We start from the raw sequence: 26,427 nt of genomic DNA, 5'->3' as shown, positions 1-26,427 counted from the left end.
TTTTCTGCTCGAGCTAATTTCTGCTCGAGCTAAGCATTGGTTGCTGCAGCTGTAGCTGCGACCTCCGCGCATTCTGGACGCCCACAGTGCTGGGTTTCAACGTGCTGTACGCAATCGTCGCAAATTAGAATCTGCTGACGGCACGTGTCCTCATTAATGCAATTGTGGAACGTGTTCGTTGCTTTTCCACAGTGCACACAGTGCCCCAGCTGAATAAAGCCAGGATCTTGCAGCCCTTGCCCAAACTCATGGTGCATGCGTTTGTCGAAGACATACATCGAGCCTTCCCACAGGCCGTCATTGCCAAACTTCTCGCCGTAGCGCACGATGCCACCGTCAATTTGGTAGACCTCTTTGAAACCGCGATTCTTCATCAGGGATGAGAGGATCTCGCAGCGGATACCCCCGGTGCAATAGGAGACAACAGGCTTGTCCTTCATCCAGTCATACTTGCCGGACTCGATTTCCTTGATGAAGTCATGGGTGGTCTTGACGTCAGGCACCACGGCATTCTTAAACTTGCCAATCTCCGCTTCCATGGCGTTGCGGCCGTCAAAGAACACGACTTCGTCACCGCGCTCTTCTACCAGCTTGTTAACCTCTTCTGGCTTGAGGTGAACGCCGCCACCGACGACGCCGTTCTCGTCCACCTTGAGCTCACCAGGCGCGCCAAAGGCCACGATTTCGTCACGGACCTTGACCGACAGGCGCGGGAAGTCATCAGCGCCGCCATCGGACCATTTGAATTCCATCTTCTTAAATCCTGGGTATTCGCGGGTCTCACGAACGTAGCGCTTGCAGGCATTCATGTCGCCGCCCACGGTGCCATTGATACCGTGTTCGGAGATGAGAATGCGACCCTTCAGTCCGAGCTTCTCGCACAGATTGCGCTGCCACAACATGACGGCCGTGGGATCAGAAATTGGGGTAAAGCAGTAGTACAGAAGAATTTTGCTAAGGCTCACGCCACTAATTCTATGCTTGAGCTGTTTCTTTTCCTAAATTCTTCCGAAAACTCCGTACTTAGCGCTTTTGGTAAAGCGCCTGCTTGCGGGCGAACACTGGATCGGATGTGACGAGCACCCCAAGATTGCGGAAGATTCCCTCATCCACCGAGCCCAAAATCGTGGTGGTGTGAACATCGCAACCAGCTAGCTTCTTCAGCTGAGCCATGGCCTTACGGGCGTTTTCATCCTTGGCCGCCGATGCAGACAACGCGATGAGAACCTCGTCCGTATGCAACCGCGGGTTACGCGAACCCAGATACTCGGTCTTGAGCTTCTGGATCGGTTCGATGGCCTCTGGACTCAGCAGGTGGATCTCATCGTCAATGCCGGCGAGATGCTTAAGCGCATTGAGCAGCATCGCAGCGGAGCAGCCCAGAAGCGCAGAAGTGCGGCCGGTGATGATGGTGCCGTCGGCAAGCTGCAACGCAGAGGCGGGCTCGTCAGTTTCGGCGGCACGCTTGCGCGCCGGCGCTACTACTGGGCGGTCATCAGACTTGATGCCGGCCTTCGCCATGACGACGGCCGCGCGCTCGGACTGCGTGGAATCTAGGCCGAGGCGCGCCTCTTCCACCAAAGCCTTGAAGTAGCGACGAATAATCTCCTGCTTGGAGGCCTCACGGCAGACTTCGTCATCGGTGATGCAGAAGCCGGCCATGTTGACGCCCATGTCCGTCGGGGACTGGTACGGGGTGTTGCCGGTCAGCTTCTCCAGGAGGGTCTTAAGCAGCGGGAAAGCCTCAACATCGCGGTTGTAGTTCACCGTGGATTCGCCGTATGCGCTCAAGTGGAAGTGATCGATGACGTTTGCGTCGTTGAGGTCAACGGTTGCGGCCTCGTAAGCCAGGTTCACTGGGTGATCGAGCGGCAGGTTCCAGATCGGGAAGGTCTCAAACTTGGCGTATCCAGCCTGCACACCGCGCTGGTGCTCGTGGTAGACCTGCGATAGGGCGGTCGCCAGCTTGCCGGAGCCTGGCCCCGGCGCAGTGACGACAACCAGGTCACGCGTGGTTTCCGCGTACTCGTTCCGGCCAAGGCCTTCCTCAGAAACAATGAGGTCTGTGTTGGAAGGATAACCCGGGATAACGCGGTGGCGCGCAACGCTCAGGCCAAGGCGCTCCAGGCGGTCAATGAAGGCCTCAGCTTGGCTGTTGCCATCCTCCAGCTGGGTCATGACGATGTTGTTTACTAGGAAGCCACGGCCACGGAAGACGTCGACCAAGCGCAAAACGTCATCTTCGTAGAGGATTCCGAGGTCAGCGCGCATCTTTTGACGCTCGATGTCCTTAGCGTTGATGCAGATGAGGATCTCGACATCGTCTTTGATGCGCTCAAGCATGGCGATCTTGTTGTCTGGAGTGAACCCGGGCAGCACGCGGGAGGCGTGCATATCGTCGAAAAGCTTGCCGCCCATCTCCAGATACAGCTTGCCGCCGATAGCTTGGCGCCGTTCATGGATGTGCTCCGACTGCATCTCGATGTACTTCTCACGGTCAAAACCAAGCAAACGCGTCATTTAAAGGCCTTCCGCCATAGACAATCCCCGCAACCGGGCTGGATCTTTTGGATTGGATTTTACTCGAAAGAACTGGGTTTACTCATACGTCCTGCCACGGCGCCACACCGCCAGAAACCGCACTGACGAAGCCGCCTAAAACATACGAGTAACGCCTGGGCCCCGGAAAGGATGGGCCCAGGCGTTACCTGTCTCTCTAAGGATGCGGAACAAGCCCTCACCCTCTACAGCCAGGCAGTCCCACCCACCTGGCAATAGCCGCCACGCACCCCTACATGCGCAGCGGTTGGATCTATCACTCACCAGTAGATACATCCATGCGAAGCATATCAACGGCGGTTTCAAAATCAACGTTTGCAAAGCCAATCGGACAAAAATCCGATAAAGAATTTCACTAACCAATTCTAGCTTTATAAAAATTTAACGCCATGCGCTGGCACTTTCTAGTCCAATTAACCCGGAAGAAAAATAAATGTGAAACGGACCACTATATATTTGGGCCAATCTTTATCAGATATGGTCGCGCTATAGACTAAACAACAAAATAGATAAATGTTTATTATGTTGACTTTCACCTATTTAACCTAGACCTTTAAAGCAGGAAATGAACGCTTAAGCCTCGTCTTCGCACTTCAATCCCACACTCCAAACGGAAAAATGTCCGTTTTATCCTTGAGCTTTCTTCGCAGCACATGCAATAGACTTATCCCCATGCCCGAAGGCCACATCATTCATCACCTTGCACAGCGCCTCGACCGTGAATTCCGGGGTGGGCCGCTGCGCGTCACGAGTCCGCAGGGCCGCTTTGCGGCGGAAGCAGCCGTGCTCGATGGGACGCAGCTCGATTTCGCCGAAGCGCGCGGCAAACATCTCTTTTTGCACTTTTCCGCCGATGCGCCAGAGCACATCATCTATATCCACCTCGGGCTGATCGGCAGCTTGCGCTTTGAGCCTTTGGATGTTGTCTGGGGCCAGATTCGCCTGCGCATCGAAAGCGATGACCTAGCTGCCAACCTCCGCGGGCCACAGTGGTGCCGGCTCATCACGGATGCCGAGTATGACGTCGCGCTCGCCAAGATTGGCCACGACCCCATCCGCGAGGACGCATCACCGGCTAACCTTTGGCCGCGAGTGCACAGGTCGAGCCGCAGCATCGGCTCCTTGCTGATGGATCAGCATCTCTTTGCCGGAGTCGGCAACATCTACCGCGCCGAGGTTTTATTCCGCCAGAACATCTCGCCTTTTATTGCCGGCAATGAATTAGACCGCCACGAATTCGATGTCATCTGGGAGGACCTGGTAGAACTCATGCGCGCTGGCGTGCCCACCGCCCGCATCGACACGGTCCGCCCGGAGCACACACCAGAGGCCATGGGCCGCGCGCCACGCAAGGATGACCATGGCGGCGAGGTTTATGTCTACCGCCGCGCCGGCATGCCTTGCTATATCTGCGGCGAGCTCATCGCAGAAAAGAAGCTCGAAGGCAGGAACCTGTTCTGGTGCCCTACCTGCCAGAACGCTCCAGCCTAAGCAAGGGGGTATTTTGGGCGGCATGCGATATGCCTTTTCCGTCGACGCCGTCCGCGCTGCCGAGGAGCGCCTGCTCGCCCAGCAGAGCTATCCAGACCAGCTCATGCAATTGGCCGCCCACGCGGTGGCCGATGCCGCCGCGGTAATGCTCGCCGCCCACCCCGGCCACGTGATGATTCTGGCAGGCAGCGGTGGCAACGGCGGCGACGGCCTTTTCGCCGGCGCTCTTCTCGCCCAACAGGGGCACGCCGTCACAGCACTCGTACCCGAGACCTGTCACGCTGCCGCTCGTGCTGCGTTCGAGAAAGCCGGCGGCGAAGTTCTAAAAAGTGGGTCCACTCCTAATCCCAACACTTCCCTGCCAGCTGACATGAGCTTGCTTATCGACGCCGTGGCCGGCCTCGGTTCCGGGCGCGGGCTCAGCGGCCAAGCGCTAGAGGTCTACGAGCAGGCAACAGGCATTCCGGTGCTCGGGGTCGACATGCCCACTGGCATCAACGCAGAGACTGGCATCGCCGCCTGCAAAGGCGCAGTGCATGCTGACGTCACCATAACTTTCGGTTGGGCGCGCATGGGCCACGTACTCGCCGCGGAGTGCGGCCAGGTGGTGCTGGCGGATTTAACGCTGCCCGGCGCGACATCGTTTAGCGCGATGCTCGAATCGCTCGCGCAACCGGCCGGGCACATCGCCAACGAGCCCACCCTGGAGTTCGCATATGCGTGGCGCCCCGGCAACATCGAGACCGCCCATGGCATCGCAACGCACCCGCGCCCGGTTGGCTGTACCGGACCAATCGTTGACCCCACCCCAGGGATTTCCTCCGATAAATATTCCGGCGGCGTGGTCACTATTGCCGCAGGCAGCGACACCTATCCCGGCGCTGGCATCTTGGCAGCCACCGCGGCAGTGCGCACCAGCCCGGCCATGGTGCGCTTTATCGGAGACCGCTCCATCACCTCGCTCCTGCCGGAACTCGTGGTTCACCCAGATCTTGGCTCAGCGGGTCACGCCCAGGCCATCGTCGTGGGCCCAGGACGCGGCACTGACGCTGCGGCCCAAGCGGAGCTCGCGGAGGTGCTCGATGGGTTCATCTCGGCCGTCATCGATGCCGATGCGCTGCGACTCCTTGCCCGTCACCCCGAGTTGCGCGCCCGCCTGGGAAGCCTGCCCGTCACGGTTCTCACTCCTCACCTGGGCGAGTTCACCGAGCTTTACGAGGCGACCTTCAACAAGGACCTCGACCTGTCATCAGGCAAAGCAGCGCCACTGCAGGAGCTCGCCACAGCGCTGGGCTGCATCGTGCTGCTCAAGGGAAGAAATACCCTGGTTACTGCACCCGGCCAGCCCATCTATGCCTTCAACGCCGGTCACTCTTATTCCGCAACGCCTGGTTCCGGAGACGTACTGGCCGGCATCCTCGGCGCAGTCCTCGCACAGATACATCTTGAGGACAAAGCACAGGTAGGCCGCACGACGCTCACCGAGATCATCACAGAAGTCCTCCACGCCGGCGCCATCCATGCCCATGCGGCAGCCATCGCGGCGCAAACGCCGGAGGGCTATGCCATCTGCTCCGCCTCGCAGATTGCCGCGGCGATCCCGCGGGCCGTCGCCAAGCTTTTGCGTATGGCTCGCTAAAGCCTATTTGCTACGGCGCGCACGGAGCAGCGCAGTAGCCCCTTGGCACCGACAGCCACCGTGCCGCGGCGCAGCCTACGGGTCTCCCACGGCCACGTCATCGCAGCCCAGGCACCTGCCACGGCGCCGATCTCGGCGAGGATGTACCACGGCCACGGCCCCAGCAGGTTGATGATGGTCCATGCCGCACCGAGCACCAGCATCACCCAACCAGTCATCTGCCGGTAGAAGATCTCCTTGGTAGTACCCCGTTTGCACCCGCTTGCAGGGCTTTAGGTACCGGCCGCCAACTTTCCGTCCTTGACGGTGACCACATTGTCCGCAAACTCCAGCAGGCTGCGGTCATGGGTCACAAACATCGTTGCGGTCTGTTGTTCATCGGTGATGTCACGCAGCAGCTTGCCGACGTCGCGCGAGAGCGAAGAATCCAGCGCCGCTGTCGGCTCATCCGCAAGCAGCACCTCGGGGTCAGCCATCAAGGCGCGCGCGATATTGATGCGCTGGCGCTGACCGCCAGAAAGCTGAGTGATGCGGCGAGCCTCCATCCCAGGCAGGCCTACATACTCAAGCAGCTCCCGCGCCTTTTCACGGCGAGGTTTTCGGCCTTCCATATGGTCCACAATGAGCAGCTGATCCAGGGCATTGAGCGAGCTGACCAAGTTGGATTGTTGGAAGATGATGCCGCGCTCACCGCTTACCCGCACCCGGCCGCTATCGGGCTCGATTAGCCCTGCGGCCACGGAGAGCAAGGTGGACTTGCCGGAGCCGGATTCGCCGACGACGGCCATGAGCTGGCCCGGCTTGATGGCCAGGCTGACGTCATCCAGCGCCACCACGCGATCGCGGCCATCGGGGAAGGTAACCGTCACGTTTTCAATCTCTAGCATTAGCCTTGTCCTCCCAACGCATCCAAAGGGTTGATTTTGCTGATTCGGCGGGTAGCTAGCACCGCGCCCAGCATGCCGAGTAACCACATGCCGGCGGCCGGGGCAGCAATCGTGCGCGCCGAGAGCACAAAAGGCACCGTCGATTGCGCGAGCGCGCCCAGGCCCCAGCCCACTGCGGCACCCACACCAACTCCGAGGGCGAGGATGAGTGCGGATTGTGCCAGGGCGTCGCCAAGCAGGTAGCGCGTCCGCGCCCCCAGCGCACGCAGAATCGAAAGATCGCGGGTGCGCTGCATGGTCCAGATGCTCAAGAAAGCCACCATCACGAGCGCCGAGATTGCATACAGGAAGCCCTGCATGGTCAAAAGCGAGCCGCGCTCCGAGTTGTAGGAGGGCAGGCCGCTTAAGGCCTCGCGCATGCTGACGGACGTGGGAAGCCCGGTGGTAACGCTGTTCGCGTGCAGCAGGGCGGTACCCACGACGTCGGAAGGCGCGTGGCTCAACTGCGCCCAAGTCTGCGTGGAAACCCACAGCACCGGTGAGTGGGAATAGTACAGATCCGGCACGGTGCCGCGAACGGCATAGGCCTCATCCCCAATCACCACGGAATTTCCCTGCGTGATCGCTTGCGATGCCACCACTCCCGTGGCCGGCACCTGCTGCTTGGTACCCGGAATAGGCTCGCCCGCCGGCAGGCCCAGCACAGCCACACCGCCGAAGCCCTCCACCTTGGTCTGCGCTGTACCCAAAGGCGCGCTGCCAGGCACCACGTCGTCCGCGTAAATCTCTGACTCCGTAAAAGTTGGCTTCTGCGTGCTAAAGCTCGCCTGCTCATACTCATGCCCCAAGGCCTCCAAAGCCGAGGTGTTTTGTTTGCTCAGGCCCTCCGTTAGCCCAGAGAGCATGACCAAAAGCAAGGTAATGAGCGCGACCACGGTCCCAATCAGCGCAAAGCGCCCGCGGGCTGCGCGCAATTCTCTAAGTGCAAGAAACATAGTTTCAAGCATCGCTACCGCGCGCGGATTAGTAATCGGGCCGCTAGTTGAACTTCGAGTCAACCAACTGGTTGATTCCCCATGTCCCGCCCGAGAGTTAGGGTAAAAGGCTGTGAATGACGTGAAACAGCGCTCCCCGCTGACCTTCCATAAGCGCCTTAGACCCTGGCGCGCCGGGCTACACGTGATGTTCGCGTTTTTGTTGTTATTCGGTCTGCTGCGCGCCGGGCTCGATGAGCGACTCGACGCCCGCGCCCTTGGTCTGGCAGTCGCATTGGCCGTGGTCTACGCACTGCGGCGCGTACTCCCCCGCGCCCTGTGGCTGGTAGGGCTGTGCGTGCTGTGGTGCGGGCTCATGGTGCATGCCCAGGACTTCATGTGGCTAGAATTCCCGCTGGTCTTTGCTTTTCTAAGCTCGCTTCCCCGCTGGCCGGGCATCGCCTGCAGCGGATTGTTATGGGCACTGGCGGCCTTCCTGCCCGCCTGGCAGCATCCGGCGGAATGGACCATCGCGGCGGCCATCGGCCCCTTCATCGGCACGGCCTTTGCCATCGGCGCCTTCCATGCCGGGCGCATGGTGCAGGCTGAGGCAGCGCACCATGCGGCGGTAGCCCGCCAGCTGCGCGCCACCCAGGCCGAACTTGCCGCGAGCGAGCACCAAGCAGGACGCCTGGAAGAGCGCGAACGGCTCTCCCGGGAGATCCACGACACCGTGGCCCAAGGCCTTTCCTCCATCGTTCTGCTCTCGCGCGCGGCTCAAAAAGATCCTTCCCCAGAGACACTGGCGCTGATTGAAAAGGTGGCCAGCGAGAACTTAAGCGAGGCCCGCCGCTTCGTCAGCGAGCTAGCCGCCCCTGCCCCATCGCTGGAGGAGGCCCTCCAGCAGGTGGTGGATTCAGCTGCCGCCCAGGCCGCTGCGCTGGGGAAGGACACCGACATCGAGCTGGTTGTTTCCGGCGAAAGCACCGTTCCCGAGGCCCACCGCCAGGACCTGCTGCGCGCCGCACAGGAAGGGCTCAACAACATGCTCAAGCATTCTGGTGCCCGGCGCGCAGTGGTCACTTTAGGCTGTTTTAAAGGCGAGACCACGCTCGACATCGTCGACGACGGAGAAGGCATGGACCCTACTTCACCTTCGCAAGGTGGCTTCGGGCTACGGGGCCTACGCCAGCGCGTGGAAGGCCACGGCGGTACGCTCACGGTGGAATCTTCCCCAGGCGAGGGAACCGCCCTTGCTATCCGTATACCGCAAAAAGTAGAGGACCAGGATGCTTAACGTCATGCTCATCGATGATCATCCCGTGGTGCGCGCCGGCCTGCGGGCCATTTTGAACGCTTTCCCCGACATCGATGTGGTGCTAGAAGGTGCGGATGGGGCGGACGTCGCCAAACTTGCAGCTCCCGATGCTCCTCATGTGGACGTGGTCATTTGCGATATCCAGATGCCCGGCACCGATGGCATTGCGGCCACTTCTCAGCTCGCCCAAGCTGGCGGCCCGCCGGTGCTCATCCTCACCACCTATGACACCCAATCCGACATCGTTTCCGCCGTGGAGGCGGGCGCCCTGGGCTATCTCCTAAAGGATGCGCCGGAGCAGGCGCTTCACGACGCCGTCCTCGCCACGGCCGCCGGCAAACGCACCCTGGCACCCGAGGTGGCAGCGCTTTTGGCCGAGCGCATCACCCGCCCCGAGGTGGCGCTTTCCAGCCGCGAGCTGGAGATCCTAGAAGCCCTGGCCACGGGCAAATCGAATAAGGAGCTTGCCCAGCGCCTGTTCATCTCGGAAGCTACAGTGAAGACGCACTTGATTCACATCTACCAGAAGCTGGGCGTGGATACCCGCACAGCGGCTGTCACCGTGGCCCGGGAAAGGAAGCTCATTTAAGTGTCCGCGCAGGTTTATGATTGCCTCGTTTTAGGCGGCGGCCAAGCAGGGCTGGCTACGGGCTATTACCTGCGCAGAAAGGGCTTGAACTTCGCCATCTTGGATGCGGAATCGCGCCCTGGTGGTGCGTGGCTGCACACCTGGCCCTCGCTGACTTTATTTAGCACCACGAGCGCCTCCAACCTACCGGGCTGGCCCATGCCTTTTTATGAAGGCTTCCCGCCGGCGAGCCACGTGGTGGATTATCTCTCGCGCTACGAAGAGCGCTACGAGCTGCCGGTGCGACGCCCCTTCATGGTTGAGTCCGTGGAGCACGATGGCGAGTTCTTCCACGTCTACTCGAGCACGGAACGCTTGATGGCCCGCACCGTGGTGGCGGCCACGGGTACCTGGCGCGCGCCCTTCATCCCGTACTACCCCGGTAAGTTTGCGGGGACGCAATGGCATTCGGCCATTTATCCCGGCGTCGCGGAGTTCAGCGGCTCCCGCGTGGCAGTGGTGGGCGCGGCCAATTCCGGCGCACAGATCGCGGCGGATCTGCTGCTTGAAGGTATTTCCACCACCTGGCTAACAAGGGGCGAGCCGCGCTGGATGCCTGACGACGTCGACGGACGCGTGCTCTTCCGGCGCAACCGCGAGCGCCTCAACGCCATCAATCGTGGCGAGCCTGACCCCGGCGCGGATACGAACTTGGGCGATATCGTCATGGTCCCGCCGGTGCTCAAGGCGCGTGATGAAGGGCTCCTGCGCGCCACCCCGATGCCGAATTCCCTCGACGACATCAACGCGGATCACCTGATTTGGGCCACCGGCTTCCGGCCCGTACTTCGCCCTATCTCCCGCCTCCTGGTGGACCGCCAGCCCACCGTCCCTGGGCTCTTCCTCGTGGGATTCGGCACCTGGACCGGCCCGGGCTCAGCCACCATCACGGGCGTTAGCCCCTTTGCCAAGCAAGCTGCTGCCGACGTTGCTTCTTTTATTAAAGGCCGGATTGATTGAGCGCTGCTTAAGCGATGACCCCCGTGGCAATCGCACAGCCCAAAACGGTCAGCACGGTGGCTGCAATGAATCCCATACGGTGGAGGACCTTGGACTGGCTTTCCTTGCTGACGCGTGACATGAAGAAGGCCGCCACGGCGGTGCCCAAGGTGTTGAACACGAGGTCATCGACGTCGCTAAAGCCGAGGGCGAAAAGGTACTGGAGGGTTTCGATGCTCAAGCTCAGCACCAAGCCGGCCAGGATAGTTCCGCCGAGGCCAAAGCGCACGCGGCGCAGGTTCTGACCCCAAACAATGAGGCTGGCGCCCAAAGGCATGAACAGCAGGAAGTTACCAATCGTATTGGTCCACGGCCCGTACCAGATGGTGGGATTATCAAAGCCATTAAACATCTGCAGGTCCTGACTGCGGACCGCGTGCGCCGAGGCGTCAATTACGCCGGGAATCTCAATAAAAGACTTGCCGAGGGTAATCACAGCAATGACAGCGAGCACCAGGAACGTAACCACGACGGAATCGCGCCGCAGCGTCGCGTGGCGCGGCGGCACTGCTTGAATGCGGTGGCGAGGATGCGCGGTCTGCTGGGTGGACTGCTGGGTTACTGACATGGGAGCAAACCTAACAACGCAATCTGTGGATTCCCCGGCTGGTTTACTGGCAAAGTTCTGGTTCTACACAACTCACAGAGCGCGTACCATCGTGGGCATGACCACACTCGTAGTTACACGTTCCGAAGACAACAGCATCTCCCACACCTTTCAGGAAGAGCCCCTCCTCGCCGAGGGCGACGTACTGGTTAACGTTTCCCATTCTTCGTTGAACTACAAGGACGCCATGGCCCTGGACGGCAACAAGGGCGTCATGCGCATCAACCCATTGGTCCCAGGCATCGACGTCGTGGGCACCGTGGCTGAGTCCTCCGATCCGCGACTACCGGTGGGCGCGCTGGTGGCCGCATTCGGCGACGGACTCGGCGAGTTCCGCCACGGCGGCTACACCACGCAGCAGCGTGTCAACGCCCAGGCCACGCTGCCAGTTCCGGAGCGCTTCACTGCTGCCGACGCCGCTGCCATCGGCACCGCCGGCTACACCGCCGCCATCTGCGTCAACCAGCTGCTCACCCACGGCACGCGCGAGGGCCACGTGCTGGTCACCGGCGCCACGGGCGGCGTGGGTTCCATCGCGGTACAGCTGCTGAAGTCCCTCGGCTTCGAGGTCACCGCCGTTACCGGCCGCGTTGATAGCGAAAGCGAGTACTTGCAGGCCCTGGGCGCAGACCACATCATTGATCGTTCCGCACTCTCGGAGACCGGCCGTCCGCTGCAGAAGGCGCTTTACGACGGCGCGGTAGACACCGCTGGATCCACCGTCCTGGCCAACGTCTTGGCGCAGATCAAGTGGGGCGGCGTCGTGGCAGCAACCGGCATGGCCGCCGGTCCTGACCTCCCGGCTTCGGTACTGCCATTCATCCTGCGCGGCATCGTCCTGGCAGGCGGCAACTCCGTCGACGCACCGCTCAAGGTCCGTGAGGACGCCTGGAAGCTGCTGGACGAACACCTCGATCTTGAGATGCTGCATTCTATTTCCAACATCATCGCGCTCGACGATGTCGCAGACGCCGCCAAGGAGCTGCTCGCCGGCACCCACCACGGCCGCACCATCGTAGAAATCTAGACAAACTATTTATCAGCGCTGGGAACAATTAATTTTCCCAGCGCTGATACTATTTTCCTATGCGTTCCCGTCCCTGTGTCTTTGCTGCCGCGCTGGTTAGCACCCTCGCCGCCGGCCTCGTCACGCCCGCTGCCCAGGCTGGCATCACCATCGACCCTAACGCTGTGCCCGGGGTACTCAGGTCACGCTTCGCTACAGCAATGGCACAGTAGTCTCTACTGCTAATTCCCACGAATCTCGCCCGGCGCTTTCCTTGGTCAAGCTCTACTTGGGCTATTGGGTGCTGCAGCACGGCGCTCCGGCGGACAAAGCCCGCGTGGAAAACATGATTCGTTTCAGCGAGGACGGCACGGCCACAGACTTGGACCGCCGCTACCCGCAGGCAATCCCTGAGGTCATCGGCCAGTTTGTCCTGCATGAGACCCACTACCCAGGATTCTGGGGCAACACCACTACCTCTACTGAGGACCTTGCGCGCTTTACCTCCGCGATTGTGGGCGACCCACTAGCCACGCCAATTATCAATGGCATGCGCACCGCTTCCCCCGTTGCCGCTGACGGCTATAAGCAAGACTTTGGCACCTCACGCGTGCCGGGTGTTGTGGGCGCGAAGTTCGGCTGGGACGATAACCGCAACGTCCATGCCACCGCCTCCTTTGGCAATGGCTTTACCATCGCGGCGAATACTTATGGCGCAGCCTCCCAGCTCACCAGCGACATCTTGGGTGCCGTTCGCATCACCGCTGACGGCATCCGCAATTCGGGCCGCCAGCCTTCCCCGCTGGAGCAGCAAATCCTTAACTTCGTGCCGGTGCAGTTCCACGACCCAGCCCGCCAGGCAATCCGCGGTGCCGAAGATTCAGTGGCTAACGCCCAGCTGGGGCTCTAGCTAACCTGTGGCATCCGACGCACGACAAAGGCCCGAGCCTTTCCTAGATTGAGGAGAGCTCGGACCTTTCGCTTGTGCGCTTTAGACGTGCAGGTCGCGGTCCTGAATGCCCTTTGGCACCATGAGAACGCCGATGAGAGAGATGGCGGAGATGACAATCGCGTAGGTAGCGATAGCCATGGAGGTCTTGTACTCAGTGAAGAGCATCTCCGCAATCATCGGGGCGAAAGCACCACCGATGATGGAGCCAAACGCGTAGCCGATTGAAACACCCGAGAGGCGTACCTTCACCGGGAACATCTCCGCGTAAAGCGCGGACTGGGGACCATAGGTGGCACCCAGCATGGTCGCTAGGATTAGAACCGCACCACCGAAGAGGGCAAGATTGCCGGAGTCAACAGCCATCCAGGACGGAATGGACCACGCAGCCAACGCAATGTAGCCCACGATGAAGGTGAGCTTGCGGCCCACCTTGTCCGACAGGTGGCCGAAGTAGAGGGTGCCAGCGAACCAACCGATGGATGCAACGAGCGCGACTAGCAGGGCGTCGGTGCGCTCGTAGCCCACTACCTTGGTGCCATAAGAGGTGAAGTAGGCGATGACAAAGTAGCCCACAGCGTTGTTAGCAGCGAAGATGAGCGCGCACTTAATGACTGTGCCGGTGTGGCTCTTGAACAGGACCGCCAAGGGGGCAGATTCCTTCTTCTGAAGATCCTGCAGCTCAGCGAATGCGGGAGACTCTTCCACCGTGCGGCGGATGAAGTAGCCCAGAAAAATCAGGACAACGGAGGACAGGAAGGGGATACGCCAGCCCCATGCGAGGAACTGCTCCTGCGACAGGCCTGCGGAGAGAACCAGCATGAAGATGGTGGCCAGGAACATGCCGAGCGGAACGCCCACCTGCGGGAAGGCGCCGAAGAGGCCACGACGGCCACGCGGAGCATGCTCCACGGCGAGCATTGCCGCGCCGCCCCACTCACCACCGGCAGACAGTCCCTGCAGGATGCGGAGCACGACCAACAGAATCGGTGCCGCGATGCCAATCGCCGAGTAGTTCGGCAGGAGACCCATGAGCATCGTGGCCAAGCCCATGCCCACCAGGGTGATGACGAGGACTGGCTTGCGGCCCAAGCGGTCACCCAAGTGACCTGCAATGATCGCACCCAGCGGGCGGAACAGGAACGAAATACCCAAGGAAGCCCAGGAGATGATCTGCGCTAGTGACGCATTCTCATTGGAAACTGGGTCAAAGTACTGCGTGGCGAAGATGAGGCCCGCAGCTTGGGCATAAATAAAGAAGTCAAACCACTCGATGGTGGTTCCGACCATGGAGCCCGCGAGCACGCGCTTGTGCTCGGAGGTGATTCCAGTTTCCGGTTGGTCACGGTCAATAACAGGTGCAGACATAGGGTTTCTTCTCTCTATGGGTGCAGAAGCAGTTGGACGGGGGGATTTACATATCGCGATGGTCGATAATGCGCTTGGCCTTGCCTTCGCCACAGTCAACGTGGTCTACAACGTCAACGCCGACAGTGATACCGATGCGGTTCTTGATTTGCTTCTTCAGCCAATCACCGGATGCCTCGATATCGGACTTCGAGAGGTCGGGAGCGTGCTCGACAAGGAGCGTGAGGTGGTCCATGCGGCCCTTCTTGGACAGGACGCACTGGTAGCGCGGACGCAGGTTCTTATCCTCAGTAATGATTTCCTCGAACTGGGATGGGAAGCAGTTCACGCCACGCAGAATGATCATGTCGTCGTTACGAGCCGAGATGCGGTCGATACGGCGCATGGAGCGAGCCGTACCTGGCAGGAGGCGAGTGATGTCATGCGTACGGTAACGGATGATCGGGAATGCCTCCTTGGTCAAGGAAGAAATCACGAGCTCGCCGTATTCTCCATCAGGCACCGGCTGCAGGGTTTCTGGGTCGATGATCTCTGGGTAGAAGTGATCCTCCCAGACGGTCAGACCGTCCTTGGTCTCCACGCATTCTTGCGCAACACCAGGACCCATGACCTCAGAGAGGCCATAAATATCGGTGGCCGTGATGCCGAAGCCTTCCTCGAGCTCGCGACGCATGCCCTCAGTCCAGGGCTCGGCGCCGAAGACGCCAGCTCGGAGAGAGGTTTCGCGCGGGTCGATGCCTTCTTTACGCATGCGGTCCAGCAGGTTGAGCACGTAGGACGGAGTACCCAGAATCGCGTCTGGCTCGAAGTCCTGCATGATCTGAATCTGACGCTCGGTTTGACCGCCAGAGGTCGGGATTGCGGTTGCGCCCAGCTGCTCGACGCCGTAGTGGGCACCAAGTCCGCCGGTGAATAGGCCGTAGCCGAAGGTGATCTGCACCTTGTCGCTAGGGCGGATGCCACCGGCACGCAGGGAACGAGCCACAAGCTCAGCCCAAATCTTCACATCGTTTTGGGTATAGCCCACCACGGTCGGTCGGCCGGTAGTGCCGGATGACGCGTGGATGCGGGAGATTTGGCTCTGGTTTACGGCAAACATTCCGAACGGGTACTCGGAGCGCAGCGTTTCCTTGTCCGTGAATGGGAACTTGGCAAAGTCTGCCAGCTCCTTGAAATCATCTGGGTGGACGCCCATTTCATCAAACGCACGGCGGTAATGAGGCACGTTGTAGTACGCATGGCGCAACTCATTCTTGGCTCGCTGGGTTTGCAAGGCGATGATTTCGTCGCGGGAAGCATACTCGATGCCCATCTGCGGGCCGTGGTGATCAGAAAAGATGTCAAACGTTGCGGTCACGTTGTTGCCTTTCGACTCGGGAGAATTAAGGTCCACACCCGCATTCCCTCGAAAGCACTGCTCGGGATTTTTAGCCTGGATTACGTGAGCCGGTGGTAACCGGCGGATATTGACTTACCGATCGGTCAGGTAAATCATGTGACGTACAATACAAGGCAATCGCGTGAGCCACAACACAATTGTGAAAGTTTTTTGATCTAGCCCACAGTCAGGGGACAAACCCCCAGCTCAATCACTTAATTTTTGACAGCAAAAGCTCCCACGCGGAAGTTACCCCCATGCACCTCAACAACGCCGCTGGCAATCACTTGGCCCGCAAGCCACCAAACAGCAGCTCTGCCACCGAATTCGCGACTTCCTCCACACCGAGTTTACCCTTTGGGTCGTACCACTCGGCCACCGAGTTAACCATGCCGAAGACCATGCGTGTGAGCACCGCGGCGTCGAGATCCGCGCGTATTTCCCCTGCTTCCTGTGCATCCCGCACCAGCGGCACCACGGAGCGAGTGAGCTTACGACGCCGCTCCAGTGCGCGTTCCTCCACATCCGAATTGCCACGCAGTCGCAGCAACAAGGCAACCAACTTAGGGTCGGTGCACAACACCTCAATCGAACCGCGAATCAGGCTCCACACCCGCTCCCCCGGCCCCAGGTCGGACTCAGCAACCTCCGCCACCACAGCTTCCAGGTTGCTGAGCGCATGCGCGACAGTCAGCTCGAGAATCTCTTCCTTCGAAGAAATGTGATGGTAGAGCGCCGACTTCGTAATCCCCAGCTCTTTGGCCACGTGCCCCATTGATGTCGCGTCATAACCGCGCGAGTTAAACGCGCGCACCGCCGCGTTAATCACATCATCACGGGAATACCCCGGGCGTCCACGCTGGGCGCCAGCATTCACATCAGTCACGCAAACCATTCAAGCAGAAGCCGGAAAAAATGGTTAGACTCTGCAATCACCACACCCCATTGCTTTAGATATCACTGCTCCTCACTCGACCAGGAGGAGCGACAATGCACCAAATCTTGCGCCCAGGAGTGGCGGAATCGCCAGAGTTTTCCCACGTCCGCGCCATGTTTGAAGGAGACAACGCCACCGCCCACATCGGGGCGGAGATCACCAAGTTAGAACTAGGCCATTGCGAAGGCCAGTTCATCGTACGTCCGGAAATGTGCAACGGCCACGGCACCGCCCAGGGCGGGTTTCTCTACACCTTTGCCGACTCGCTTTTCGCCGGCGCGTGCAACTCCCCCGGCGAGGTAGCGGTCGCCGCACACAACTCCATTCACTACATCGCGCCCGCTTTTGAAGGCGACGTCGTCAAGGGCGTCGCAATCACCCGGCAGTCCTGGGGCCGCAACGGAATCGTCGACGTCGAGCTCAGCGTAGAAGGCAAACCCATCGCCGAGTTCCGTGGCACCTTCCGCGTCATTCCCGCCAAAAAGTAGACCCACATCACAAGAAATGTTGACGTAAGTCACAGATCTCCCATATACTGACCAACCATTCAGTAAGTAACCACCTGATTCCCACCTTGGATAGAAGGGTTTGCCCCCATGACGACTACTGATTCCACATCTGGATCCTTATCCGACACCTCGTTGAGCGCAGTCCCCACTGCCTCAACAGCCGAGGAAGAGGCACGTTTCAACGCTCTCATCACGGAAGACTCCCGCATCGAGCCCACCGACTGGATGCCGGCTGCCTACCGCAAGACGCTCACCCGTCAGGTATCCCAGCACGCGCACTCCGAGATCATCGGCATGCAGCCAGAAGCCAACTGGATCACCCGCGCGCCTTCGCTCAAGCGCAAGGCCATCCTCATGGCCAAGGTGCAGGACGAGGCAGGCCACGGCCTGTACCTCTACTCCGCCGCCGAGACTCTGGGCACCCCGCGTGACGAGCTCGTCCAGCAGTTGCTCGACGGCAAGGCCAAGTACTCCTCCATCTTCAACTACCCGGCGCGCACCTGGGCTGACATCGGAGCAATCGGCTGGCTGGTCGACGGCGCCGCAATCTGCAACCAGGTCCCGCTCTGCCGCGCTTCCTACGCGCCGTACGGCCGCGCCATGGTCCGCATCTGTAAGGAAGAATCCTTCCACCAGCGCCAAGGCTGGGAGATCCTCTACGAACTCTCCCACGGCACCCCGGAGCAGAAGCAGATGGCGCAGGAAGCAATCAACCGCTTCTACGGCCCTGCCCTGCAGATGTTCGGCCCGCCAGATGACGATTCCCCGAACTCCAAGCAGTCCATGGAGTGGAAGATCAAGCGTTTCTCCAACGATGAGCTGCGCCAGCGCTTCGTCGACATGATCGTTCCGCAGGCTGAGGCCCTGGGCCTGCACTTCGAGGACCCGGATCTCAAGTGGAACGAGGAGCGCGGTCACTACGACTTCGGCGAGCTGGACTGGGCAGAGTTCAAGTCCGTCATCAAGGGCGAGGGTCCGTGCAACGTGCAGCGTATGCAGCGCCGCCGCCAAGCGCATGACGACGGCGCCTGGGTCCGCGAGGCAGCAGCGGCTTATGCCGAGAAGTACCACAACGTCGACTCCGCCCTGTCGGCCTAATCCGCTCCACATCAACCAAAGGAAACCCCATGTCTGAAAACCAATGGCCAATGTGGGAGGTCTTCGTCCGCTCCTCCCGCGGCTTGTCCCACGTCCACGCTGGTTCTTTGCACGCGCCTGACGCAACCATGGCGCTGCGTAACGCACGTGACCTCTACACTCGCCGCAACGAAGGAACCTCCGTGTGGGTTGTGCCCACCGAGGCCATCTCCTCCTCCGACCCTGACTCCAAGGGCGGATTCTTCGAGTCCCCACAGGGCAAGAGCTATCGCCACGCCACCTACTACGACAAGTCCGAAGGAGTGCCGCACCTGTGAGTGGATTCGCTAGCGCCGATTCTGCGACCAAGCAGTCGCAGGGTAACGGCATTACCGCAGAAGATATCGCCGCTTCCGGCGCCGTGGCCTCGGAAGATGTGGCGCAGTACGCAATTACGCTGGGCGACGACGCCCTCATCCTCGCCCAGCGCCTGGGCTGGTGGATCTCCCGCGCTCCAGAGATGGAGGAAGACATCGCGCTGGGCAACATCGCCCTGGACCTCATCGGACACGCGCGCTTCCTGCTGACCTACGCGGGCACGGCGAACGGCAAGACCGAAGACGACCTCGCTTACTTCCGCAACGAGGAGGAGTTCCGCTCCGTCCGCTTGGTTGAGCAGGAAAACGGTGACTTTGGCCAAACCATCGCCCGCCAGCTGCTTTTCTCCTACTACCAGTACGGTCTCTACGCCGCTCTGCTGGAGTCCACCGATGAGACCCTGGCTGCCATCGCCGCCAAGGCCATCAAAGAAGTGGAGTACCACGTGGACCACGCTAACCAGTGGATCCTGCGCCTGGGCCTTGGCACCGAGGAGTCCAAGCGTCGCATCGAGGCCGGCCTGTACTACATGTGGCCCTACCTCGACGAGCTCTTCGAGGACCTGCCGATTCATCAGAAACTCGCGGCCACTGGCATCGCGGTGCTGCCGTCCTCGCTGCGCGCGCAGTTCGACGAGCGCATTGCCCACGTCCTTGAGAAGGCCCAGCTTTCAATTCCTGAGGTAAAGCAGGCTCGCTCGGGCCAGCGCACCGGCGCTTTCTCTGAGTACCGCGGTTACATCCTCGCCGAAATGCAATCGCTGGGCCGTCAACACCCGGGCGCTACCTGGTAGACCCCCGGCCAACTGGCCCATCTAAGTGGAAGGAATCTTGCCCATGTCCATCACCGATACTTCTCACCCGCTGCGCCCGGACAATGCTGCCGACGCCCAGGTGTGGGACGTCGCCGCGCAGGTGCCGGACCCAGAGATTCCTGTCATTTCCATCGCGGACCTTGGCATCCTGCGCGCAGCCAAGCTCGACGGCGACGTTGCAGTCGCCACGATTACGCCCACCTATTCCGGCTGCCCGGCCATGGAGCACATCACCACGGACATCACCAAGGCGCTCCAGGAAGCCGGGTACTCGAAGGCCCGGGTGGACTTGGTGCTGCAGCCCGCATGGACCACGGACTGGATCACGGAGCTCGGCCGCCAGAACCTCAAGGACTACGGAATTGCCCCGCCGAGCGGCACCGCGCGTGCCGCTGGCTCCGGCCCCATCCCGCTGACCTTGGGCCCACCGCCAGCCATCGAATGCCCTCACTGCGGCTCCCGCCGCACCCGCAAGCTCGCCCAATTCGGCTCTACTTCCTGCAAGGCACTGTATAACTGCCAGGACTGCCTAGAGCCCTTCGACTACTTCAAGGTGCACTAATGACCACCACAATTCCAAACAAGAAGAAGGCCACGTTCAACTCCTTGGTCGTGTCTGAGGTGCGCAAGCTCACCGAAGATTCCGTCGAGGTCTCCTTCGCCGTTCCCGCGCAGTTGCAGGCCGACTATGACTACATCCCCGGCCAGTATGTGGCGCTGCGCGCTGACATCGACGGCCAGGAAATCCGCCGCTCCTACTCGATCTGCGATGTTCCTCGCGATGGTGTCATCCGCGTCGCCATCAAGCGCGACCGTGGCGGTGTCTTCTCTACCTGGGCCAACGAGTCCCTGCAGCCAGGCTTCAAGATGGACGTTATGAACCCGCAGGGTGCCTTCACCTCCAAGACCCACGTCACCGGCCTCAACGACCCAGAGGCCGTGCGCGAGGAGCTCAAGAAGCTCGACCACCCGCACCTCGTGGCGATTGCTGCTGGTTCCGGCATCACCCCAATCATGGCTATCGCCCAGACTGTCCTGTCGGAATCCCCGGACACCACTTTCGAGCTCATCTTCGCCAACAAGGGCGGCGGTGACGTCATGTTCGCCGAGGAGATCGGCGACCTCAAGGACAAATACCCCAACCGCTTCGCGGTGCACCACGTGCTCTCCCGCGAGCAGCGCGTCAATCCGCTTTTCTCTGGCCGCATCGACGCGGAAAAACTGCAGACCCTGCTGGACAACGTGGTGCGCACCGAGAGCGTCGACGAGTGGTTCCTCTGTGGTCCCTTCGAGCTAGTACAGCTGGTCCGCGACGAACTCTCCGGCCGCAGCATCGATGAGAAGAACGTCCGCTATGAGCTGTTTACCACCGGCAAGCCCACCGGGAACCAGAACCAGACCGGACGCCTGGTCGAGGTGGACCCAGAGGGCGACAACGTGGAAATCAACTTCCAGCTCGACGGCCTTTCTGGCTCGGTGAGCTCGCCGGTTTCCGCAAATGAGTCACTGCTCAATGCGGCTCTGCGCGTGCGTTCTGACGTCCCGTTCGCCTGCGCCGGCGGCGTGTGCGGCACCTGCCGCGCCAAGGTCGTCGAGGGCGAAGTCGAGATGGACGAGAACTACGCTCTCGAGGCAGACGAGGTGGCCGCCGGCTACATCCTCACCTGCCAATCTCACGCCAAGACCCCGAACGTCACCATCGATTTCGACGCGTAGCCCTAAAGGACACACCTTGATTGAACTCCACATTGATGCCGAGACCGGCGTCGCCGAACTCATCCTCAACAATCCCAAGGCCATGAACTCTCTCGGCGAGGCAGACTTGGCCGAGCTTTCCGACGCCCTCGACGAGGCAGCCAAGGCGCACCCCCGCGCCCTCATCCTGCGTGGAGAAGGCAAAGGTTTCTGCGCTGGCCGCAACATCAAGGGCCTCAACCCGCGCGAGGACGACGCCACCGACTTCCTCGCCAACAAGGTGACCCCGGTACTGCGCAAGATCGACGACTTCCCTGCCCCGACCTTCGCAGCGGTGCACGGCCCTTGCCTCGGCGTGGGCCTCGGCGTCGCCCTGGCCTGCGACGTCGTCTACGTCGCCGAGGATGCCAAGTTCGGCTCCCCCTTCGCCAACCTGGGCGCGACCCTCGATTCCGGCGGACACGCCCTCTTCGTGGAGCGCCTCGGCACGCACCGCGCCATGGATCTCATCATCACCGGTGACCTCATCAGCGGCGCCGAGGCTGTACGCGCGGGCCTCTTCTCCCGCGCACTCCCGGCAGAGGAGCTGCTGGACTTTACCCGGGGCGTCGCCAAGCGCGCGGCTCAAGGAGCCACCTTGGCATTCATGGCCAGCCGCAAGCTTGTCCAAGACATCCGCGACAACGGCACCGGGCTGTGGGCCTCCGTGGATGCGGAGAACATCGCCCAAGGTCAGCTGTGCAATACCGAAGATTATTACGAAGGCTTCGATGCCTTCAATGAGAAGCGCAAGCCACAATTCAAAGGAGCATAAATGACTGACTCACACGCATACCTCGTCTCTGGCTTCCGCACGCCAGTGGGCCGCTACGGCGGCGCCCTGTCTTCGGTTCGCCCCGATGATCTCATCGCCACCGCCATCAAGAAGACCGTGGATGAGGCGGGCATCGACCCATCCCTGGTGGATGATGTCATCATCGGCAACGCCAACGGAGCCGGCGAGGAAAACCGTAACGTCGCCCGCATGGCGTGGCTGCTCGCTGGCTTCCCCGACACCGTTCCGGGCATCACCGTCAACCGCCTATGTGCTTCCGGAATGTCCTCGATTGCGCTGGCTACTGCCCTCGTGGAGTCGGGCCAGGCGGACATCATCGTCGCAGGTGGCGTGGAGTCCATGTCCCGTGCGCCGTGGGTGATGGAAAAGCCCGCAAAGGCCTTTGCCAAGCCCGGCGAGGTCTACGACACCTCCATCGGCTGGCGCTTTGCCAACCCCAAGTTCCTGGCGCAGGAAAAGATGACCTACTCCATGCCGGAAACTGCCGAGGAGGTGGCTAACGCCTACGGCATCACCCGCGAGGACGCCGACGCCTTCGCCCTGCGCTCCCACCAGCGCGCGCTGCAGGCCATTGCCGAGGGCAAGTTCGCTGCGGAAATCGTGCCGGTAGAGGTCACCGACCGCAAGGGAAATGTCACCATCGTCGACACGGACGAGGGGCCACGCCCCGAGACCTCCCTCGAGGTTCTGGCGAAGCTGCGCCCTGTAACCAAGCTCGGCGAAGTCACGACGGCCGGCAACGCATCTTCGCTTAACGACGGCGCTTCCTGCGTCATCGTCGCCTCCTCTGCGGCGATTGAAAAGTACGGTTTGAAGGCGCGCGCTCGCGTGGTCGCGAACTCCGCCCGCGGCGTCAAGCCCGAGATCATGGGAACCGGCCCTGTGCCCGCTACCCGCCAGGTGCTTGAACGCGCTGGCTGGAGCGTTGAGGACCTCGACGCGGTTGAGCTCAACGAGGCCTTCGCCTCCCAGTCCCTCGCATGCATCCGCGAACTGGGCCTCGACGAGGACAAAGTCAACGCGTGGGGCGGTGCCATCGCTCTGGGCCACCCGCTGGGTTCTTCCGGCTCGCGTATCACGCTGACCCTGCTCAACCGCCTAGAGACCGAGGGCCTCCAGCGCGGTGTGGCCACCATGTGCGTGGGCGTGGGTCAGGGAACCGCGATTGCGATCGAGAGGGTCTAGATGTCTTCCGCTATCGAGTTAACGCAGGCAGAGGGCTTTCTCGTCGCCCGCCTCAACCGCCCTGAGGTACGCAACGCCATTGACGAGCAGATGGTGGGTGAACTCCACGAACTGTGCGGCCAGCTGGAACGCGAGCCGCAGATCCTCATCATCACCGGGTGCACCGTAGACACGCCCAAGGGCCCGCGCGGCATCTTCGCCTCGGGCGCGGACATCGCGCAGCTACGGGAGCGCCGCCGCGACGACGCCCTGCGCGGCATCAACTCGGGCATTTTCCACCGCATCGCACAGCTGCCCATGCCGGTGATTGCGGCCGTGGACGGCTACGCCCTGGGCGGCGGCTTAGAGCTGGCTCTAGCTGCGGACTTCCGCGTGGCCACGCCTTTTGCCAAGTTCGGCCAACCGGAGGCAAACCTCGGCATCATTGCCGCGGCTGGCGCACTGTGGCGTTTGAAGAACACCGTGGGCACTCCGTTGGCTAAAGAGATTCTGCTAGCCGGCCGTATCCTCAACGGCCAGGAAGCCCTGGACGCCCACCTGGTCAACGAGCTCCACGAGCCGGATCAGCTGCAGGCAGGCGCCGAGGCCTTGGCAGCCCGCATCGCTGAGCTGGATCCGCTGGCCGTCCGCATCTCAAAGCAGCTTATGGAAATGCCGGACTCGGCGCACCCCTCCGTGGACAACATCGCGCAGGCAGTGCTGTTTGAGTCCCAGGCCAAATTCGACCGCATGCAAGCATTCCTCGACCGCAAGAAGGAAAAATAAAACTCATGAACGTACCTAACAAAGTTGGAGTCCTGGGCGGCGGCCGCATGGGAGCAGGCATCGCCCACGCTTTCCTCGCCGCTGGCGCCGAAGTTCACGTGGTGGATATTAACGCCGCGGCTGTCGACGCCGCCCGCGAGCGCGTGGAGAAAGCCATCCGCGGCTCCCTCGACCGCGGTGCGGACGGCACTTTCGAATCGTGGGCTCAGCACCTGACGCTGTCCACCGAGGCTGCCGACTTCGCGGGATTCCCACTGGTAGTCGAGGCAGTCCCGGAATCCATGGAGCTCAAGACGCAGGCATTCGCCAACGTTTCGGCGGCAGCCCCGGAGGCAGTCATCGCCACCAATACCTCTTCACTGTCCGTCTCTGAGCTCGCGGGCAGCGTCAACAACGACGTCATCGGCCTGCACTTCTTCAATCCGGTTCCGGCATCCAAATTGGTAGAGGTGGTCATCGCTGACTCCACCCCCGCGGAGCTGGTTGAGCAGGCCAAGAGCTGGGTTGAGGCGTTGGGCAAGACTGCCGTTGTGGTCAAGGATGCCCCCGGCTTCGCGTCCTCCCGCTTGGGCGTGGCCATCGCGCTGGAGGCGATCCGCATGGTGGAAGAAGGCGTGGCCTCCCCGCGCGATATCGACAACGCGATGGTGCTGGGCTACAAGTTCCCCATCGGCCCGCTCGAGCTCACCGACATCGTGGGCCTCGACGTACGTCTCGGCATCGCCGAGTACTTGGAGTCCCAGCTTGGCGAGCGCTTTGCCCCGCCGCAGCTGATGCGCGATATGGTCGCCCGCGGCGAGCTCGGCCGGAAAATGGGTAAGGGGTTTTACGAGTACAGCTAGCGCCTTTTAGGCCCGCCGCCCTAGATGCCAAATCGGAGCGAAATCGCCGACGTCGTAAAGCACAAATTTGGCATTTAGGGCGATATTTCGTGCACCCACTCCGGCTCTGGCGGCAGCGCGTATTCCTGTTTAGGCAGCAGCGCCTTGTGCCAGAGGTGAACGAAGGAATAGAAACGCCGCGACCAATTGGGCGGCTGCGCTACCTGCTCCACGATGTAATCTAGGTGATGTGCCACGCAATGGCCGGTGTAGCGCAAAGTCCGCCAGCCTCTTAATACGGCTTCGTTGTTCTTCCAGTGATCGCGAATCCACACGCCCAACTCGGAATGGAACTTCAGCCCGTTAATCTCGATGGCTATCTTGCGTGAGGGAATCACAATATCCCAGCGGTACACGCCGATGAACACGTTGCATTCAATTTTCAACCCTGCCTGCTGGAGTGCCCGTGCAACCGCAATCTCCGCGCTGGAGTCGGTGAACAATACTGCGGACCTCAATAGCTCCTGCGCTCGGGCGGACAGGCTGGATATTTCAGCCCGGTCTGCCTCAAGCTTCTCGCGCCCGCGATGTCCGGCATAAAGCGCCTCGCAGAGCTCGATGCCGCAGCCCCAGTCAATCTGTGCGAGGGCCAACAACGGATTCTGCACGGCGCAGCCCAGCACCTCGCGCGTCTGCTCCCGCACGCTTCGCCGCGCGGAATAATACGTAGATGCTGGCAGACGCTTCGGTGCCGCGAGTTCTAATGGCAGTGTCACCTCACGCTTCAGATACAACTGCGCGGCTGTCCGCCCAGTGGCGACGGCCTGCGGGTATCGCTGTTGGACCGCCCAGAGCACTTCCAGCGGCGTGGGCCTGCCCCAGACGTTGAGCCCTCGCGCAATCTTGGTGACGCGCCCGTGTTTGATGTGCGTGGCCAGTTGGCTCTTCGTCAGCCCCGACACTAAGCCCTTGTCCATGATTATCTCCCCCCATTACGTTGTTAGCAGTTCCGCTTGAAGGAGCCCAGGATTCGTACTCCTAGCCCCATGCTGGGGCAGGCTATGTTTATCTGCGTTCCTTCTGCCTTGTGGCAGCGGAACTAGTCGCTGGCTTCGGTATGGCTTGTTTTCGTCCCTGTCTGAAAATGATCCGGGGGGTGATGCCGCCGAAGGCAGTGACATACTCCAGACTGCTAATAGGAACCTGACCCACACAGGATGTGTGAGGTCTCAAGTAATGTGGATGCCAGCGTGAAGTATGTCCGACCACCAGCGATGAAATAAGTCTCATACTCGTTCAATTCGCTAGGAGGTCTGGCATGACCTACGACTATGTCATCGGCATGGACGTTGGCAAATACTTTCACCACGCTTGCGTCTTAGATATCGACGGCGCCCAAGTGCTATCAAAGCGTATCAACCAAAACGAAAAATCCCTGCGCACACTCTTTTCAACGTTCAGCGCAAACGACCACAAGGTCCTTGTCGTCGTGGACCAGCCCAATAACATTGGGCGACTAACTGTCGCAGTTGCCCAAGACATCGGAATCGACGTGCGCTACCTTCCAGGTTTGGCTATGCGCCAACTCTCACGCATCCACGCTGGTAA

The 26,427-nt window shown here is 61.0% G+C and carries 29 protein-coding genes; 19 read left to right on the top strand and 10 right to left on the bottom strand.

The window, feature by feature from the left end:
• Positions 1–29 precede the first annotated feature (29 nt).
• Both trhO and HMPREF0308_RS09155 read right to left on the bottom strand, forming a co-directional pair.
• Entirely contained in the window at positions 30–965 is a 936-nt protein-coding gene (gene trhO / locus HMPREF0308_RS09160) for an oxygen-dependent tRNA uridine(34) hydroxylase TrhO (RefSeq protein WP_034657321.1), read from the bottom strand.
• Between the two features lie 58 nt (positions 966–1,023).
• Complete coding sequence (locus HMPREF0308_RS09155; RefSeq protein WP_005530912.1) at positions 1,024–2,520, bottom strand: DUF1846 domain-containing protein; 1,497 nt, start codon at positions 2,518–2,520, stop codon at positions 1,024–1,026.
• Between the two features lie 711 nt (positions 2,521–3,231).
• Between HMPREF0308_RS09155 and HMPREF0308_RS09150 the strand changes: the two genes are divergently transcribed.
• Together HMPREF0308_RS09150 and HMPREF0308_RS09145 are read left to right on the top strand one after the other, a co-directional pair.
• Entirely contained in the window at positions 3,232–4,050 is an 819-nt protein-coding gene (locus tag HMPREF0308_RS09150; protein ID WP_005530909.1) for an Fpg/Nei family DNA glycosylase, read from the top strand.
• A 22-nt stretch (positions 4,051–4,072) separates the two neighbouring features.
• Positions 4,073–5,689, top strand: coding sequence for a bifunctional ADP-dependent NAD(P)H-hydrate dehydratase/NAD(P)H-hydrate epimerase (locus tag HMPREF0308_RS09145; RefSeq protein ID WP_034657371.1), 1,617 nt, complete (start codon positions 4,073–4,075; stop codon positions 5,687–5,689).
• Here HMPREF0308_RS09145 and HMPREF0308_RS09140 read toward each other — a convergent pair.
• From HMPREF0308_RS09140 to HMPREF0308_RS09130, 3 genes are read right to left on the bottom strand one after another with little or no spacing between them, the layout of a single operon-like run.
• A complete protein-coding gene (locus tag HMPREF0308_RS09140) occupies positions 5,686–5,907 on the bottom strand; it encodes a hypothetical protein (RefSeq protein WP_005530904.1) in 222 nt (73 codons plus the stop codon). The two genes, HMPREF0308_RS09145 and HMPREF0308_RS09140, sit on opposite strands and share 4 nt — an antisense overlap.
• Positions 5,908–5,961: 54 nt before the next feature.
• Positions 5,962–6,576: an ABC transporter ATP-binding protein gene (locus tag HMPREF0308_RS09135; protein WP_005530903.1), complete on the bottom strand. Its 615-nt coding sequence runs from the start codon at positions 6,574–6,576 to the stop codon at positions 5,962–5,964.
• The gene (locus tag HMPREF0308_RS09130) at positions 6,576–7,571 is read right to left on the bottom strand and encodes an ABC transporter permease (protein WP_034657317.1); all 996 of its coding nucleotides are present in this window, start codon (positions 7,569–7,571) and stop codon (positions 6,576–6,578) included. Before HMPREF0308_RS09130 ends, HMPREF0308_RS09135 begins: the two co-directional genes overlap by 1 nt.
• A 121-nt stretch (positions 7,572–7,692) precedes the next feature.
• Between HMPREF0308_RS09130 and HMPREF0308_RS09125 the strand changes: the two genes are divergently transcribed.
• The 3 genes from HMPREF0308_RS09125 to HMPREF0308_RS09115 are packed head-to-tail and all read left to right on the top strand — an operon-like array spanning position 7,693 to position 10,456.
• Positions 7,693–8,847: a sensor histidine kinase gene (locus HMPREF0308_RS09125; RefSeq protein ID WP_005530898.1), complete on the top strand. Its 1,155-nt coding sequence runs from the start codon at positions 7,693–7,695 to the stop codon at positions 8,845–8,847.
• Positions 8,840–9,457 carry a response regulator gene (locus HMPREF0308_RS09120; RefSeq protein WP_005530896.1) on the top strand — a complete coding sequence of 206 codons (618 nt, stop codon included), beginning with the start codon at positions 8,840–8,842 and terminating at the stop codon, positions 9,455–9,457. Before HMPREF0308_RS09125 ends, HMPREF0308_RS09120 begins: the two co-directional genes overlap by 8 nt.
• Positions 9,458–10,456: an NAD(P)-binding domain-containing protein gene (locus tag HMPREF0308_RS09115; protein WP_005530895.1), complete on the top strand. Its 999-nt coding sequence runs from the start codon at positions 9,458–9,460 to the stop codon at positions 10,454–10,456.
• A gap of 7 nt (positions 10,457–10,463) precedes the next feature.
• Here the strand turns inward: HMPREF0308_RS09115 and HMPREF0308_RS09110 are convergent, their stop codons facing one another.
• Positions 10,464–11,063, bottom strand: a complete 600-nt coding sequence (locus HMPREF0308_RS09110; protein ID WP_005530893.1) for a VanZ family protein — start codon at positions 11,061–11,063, stop codon at positions 10,464–10,466.
• A 97-nt stretch (positions 11,064–11,160) separates the two neighbouring features.
• Between HMPREF0308_RS09110 and HMPREF0308_RS09105 the strand changes: the two genes are divergently transcribed.
• Genes HMPREF0308_RS09105 through HMPREF0308_RS09100 form a run of 3 tightly spaced genes read left to right on the top strand, consistent with a single transcriptional unit; the run spans position 11,161 to position 13,018 of the window.
• Positions 11,161–12,129 (top strand): acrylyl-CoA reductase family protein, encoded by a 969-nt coding sequence (locus tag HMPREF0308_RS09105; protein ID WP_034657367.1) that lies wholly within the window; start codon positions 11,161–11,163, stop codon positions 12,127–12,129.
• A 59-nt stretch (positions 12,130–12,188) separates the two neighbouring features.
• Complete coding sequence (locus HMPREF0308_RS13695) at positions 12,189–12,341, top strand: hypothetical protein (RefSeq protein WP_005530889.1); 153 nt, start codon at positions 12,189–12,191, stop codon at positions 12,339–12,341.
• Positions 12,342–12,382: 41 nt separating this feature from the next.
• Positions 12,383–13,018 (top strand): hypothetical protein, encoded by a 636-nt coding sequence (locus tag HMPREF0308_RS09100; protein ID WP_005530888.1) that lies wholly within the window; start codon positions 12,383–12,385, stop codon positions 13,016–13,018.
• 81 nt (positions 13,019–13,099) lie between these two features.
• Here the strand turns inward: HMPREF0308_RS09100 and HMPREF0308_RS09095 are convergent, their stop codons facing one another.
• The 3 genes from HMPREF0308_RS09095 to HMPREF0308_RS09085 form a co-directional block, all read right to left on the bottom strand.
• Positions 13,100–14,425: an MFS transporter gene (locus HMPREF0308_RS09095; protein WP_005530886.1), complete on the bottom strand. Its 1,326-nt coding sequence runs from the start codon at positions 14,423–14,425 to the stop codon at positions 13,100–13,102.
• Positions 14,426–14,471: 46 nt separating this feature from the next.
• On the bottom strand, positions 14,472–15,737 hold the full coding sequence (locus tag HMPREF0308_RS09090; protein ID WP_223197412.1) for an AMP-binding protein: 1,266 nt from the start codon (positions 15,735–15,737) through the stop codon (positions 14,472–14,474).
• Between the two features lie 349 nt (positions 15,738–16,086).
• A complete protein-coding gene (locus HMPREF0308_RS09085; protein WP_005530882.1) occupies positions 16,087–16,698 on the bottom strand; it encodes a TetR/AcrR family transcriptional regulator in 612 nt (203 codons plus the stop codon).
• A 95-nt stretch (positions 16,699–16,793) separates the two neighbouring features.
• Here HMPREF0308_RS09085 and paaI point away from each other — a divergent pair, with 95 nt between their 5' ends.
• The 10 genes from paaI to HMPREF0308_RS09035 all read left to right on the top strand — a co-directional run bounded on the left by paaI (position 16,794) and on the right by HMPREF0308_RS09035 (position 24,840).
• Positions 16,794–17,228 (top strand): hydroxyphenylacetyl-CoA thioesterase PaaI, encoded by a 435-nt coding sequence (gene paaI, locus HMPREF0308_RS09080; RefSeq protein WP_005530880.1) that lies wholly within the window; start codon positions 16,794–16,796, stop codon positions 17,226–17,228.
• A 108-nt stretch (positions 17,229–17,336) separates the two neighbouring features.
• Positions 17,337–18,347: a 1,2-phenylacetyl-CoA epoxidase subunit PaaA gene (gene paaA, locus HMPREF0308_RS09075; protein ID WP_005530878.1), complete on the top strand. Its 1,011-nt coding sequence runs from the start codon at positions 17,337–17,339 to the stop codon at positions 18,345–18,347.
• 29 nt (positions 18,348–18,376) lie between these two features.
• Positions 18,377–18,664, top strand: a complete 288-nt coding sequence (gene paaB / locus HMPREF0308_RS09070; RefSeq protein ID WP_005530876.1) for a 1,2-phenylacetyl-CoA epoxidase subunit PaaB — start codon at positions 18,377–18,379, stop codon at positions 18,662–18,664.
• Complete coding sequence (paaC, locus tag HMPREF0308_RS09065) at positions 18,661–19,497, top strand: 1,2-phenylacetyl-CoA epoxidase subunit PaaC (protein ID WP_005530875.1); 837 nt, start codon at positions 18,661–18,663, stop codon at positions 19,495–19,497. Before paaB ends, paaC begins: the two co-directional genes overlap by 4 nt.
• A gap of 43 nt (positions 19,498–19,540) precedes the next feature.
• The gene (gene paaD, locus HMPREF0308_RS09060) at positions 19,541–20,080 is read left to right on the top strand and encodes a 1,2-phenylacetyl-CoA epoxidase subunit PaaD (protein ID WP_005530873.1); all 540 of its coding nucleotides are present in this window, start codon (positions 19,541–19,543) and stop codon (positions 20,078–20,080) included.
• Positions 20,080–21,234, top strand: coding sequence for a 1,2-phenylacetyl-CoA epoxidase subunit PaaE (gene paaE, locus HMPREF0308_RS09055; RefSeq protein ID WP_005530871.1), 1,155 nt, complete (start codon positions 20,080–20,082; stop codon positions 21,232–21,234). Before paaD ends, paaE begins: the two co-directional genes overlap by 1 nt.
• Positions 21,235–21,250: 16 nt before the next feature.
• Positions 21,251–22,027 (top strand): enoyl-CoA hydratase/isomerase family protein, encoded by a 777-nt coding sequence (locus HMPREF0308_RS09050; RefSeq protein WP_005530869.1) that lies wholly within the window; start codon positions 21,251–21,253, stop codon positions 22,025–22,027.
• The gene (locus tag HMPREF0308_RS09045) at positions 22,028–23,233 is read left to right on the top strand and encodes a thiolase family protein (protein WP_005530867.1); all 1,206 of its coding nucleotides are present in this window, start codon (positions 22,028–22,030) and stop codon (positions 23,231–23,233) included.
• Positions 23,234–23,998, top strand: coding sequence for an enoyl-CoA hydratase/isomerase family protein (locus tag HMPREF0308_RS09040; protein WP_005530865.1), 765 nt, complete (start codon positions 23,234–23,236; stop codon positions 23,996–23,998).
• Between the two features lie 5 nt (positions 23,999–24,003).
• Entirely contained in the window at positions 24,004–24,840 is an 837-nt protein-coding gene (locus HMPREF0308_RS09035) for a 3-hydroxyacyl-CoA dehydrogenase family protein (protein WP_005530863.1), read from the top strand.
• Between the two features lie 74 nt (positions 24,841–24,914).
• Here the strand turns inward: HMPREF0308_RS09035 and HMPREF0308_RS09030 are convergent, their stop codons facing one another.
• Entirely contained in the window at positions 24,915–25,796 is an 882-nt protein-coding gene (locus HMPREF0308_RS09030) for an endonuclease domain-containing protein (protein ID WP_005530862.1), read from the bottom strand.
• 341 nt (positions 25,797–26,137) lie between these two features.
• Between HMPREF0308_RS09030 and HMPREF0308_RS09025 the strand changes: the two genes are divergently transcribed.
• A partial coding sequence (locus tag HMPREF0308_RS09025) for an IS110 family transposase (protein ID WP_005530861.1) occupies positions 26,138–26,427 on the top strand: 290 nt, incomplete at its 3' end.

Source organism: Corynebacterium striatum ATCC 6940 (assembly GCF_000159135.1).
Lineage (GTDB): Bacteria > Actinomycetota > Actinomycetes > Mycobacteriales > Mycobacteriaceae > Corynebacterium > Corynebacterium striatum.
This window is presented reverse-complemented; position numbering and strand designations above follow the sequence as displayed.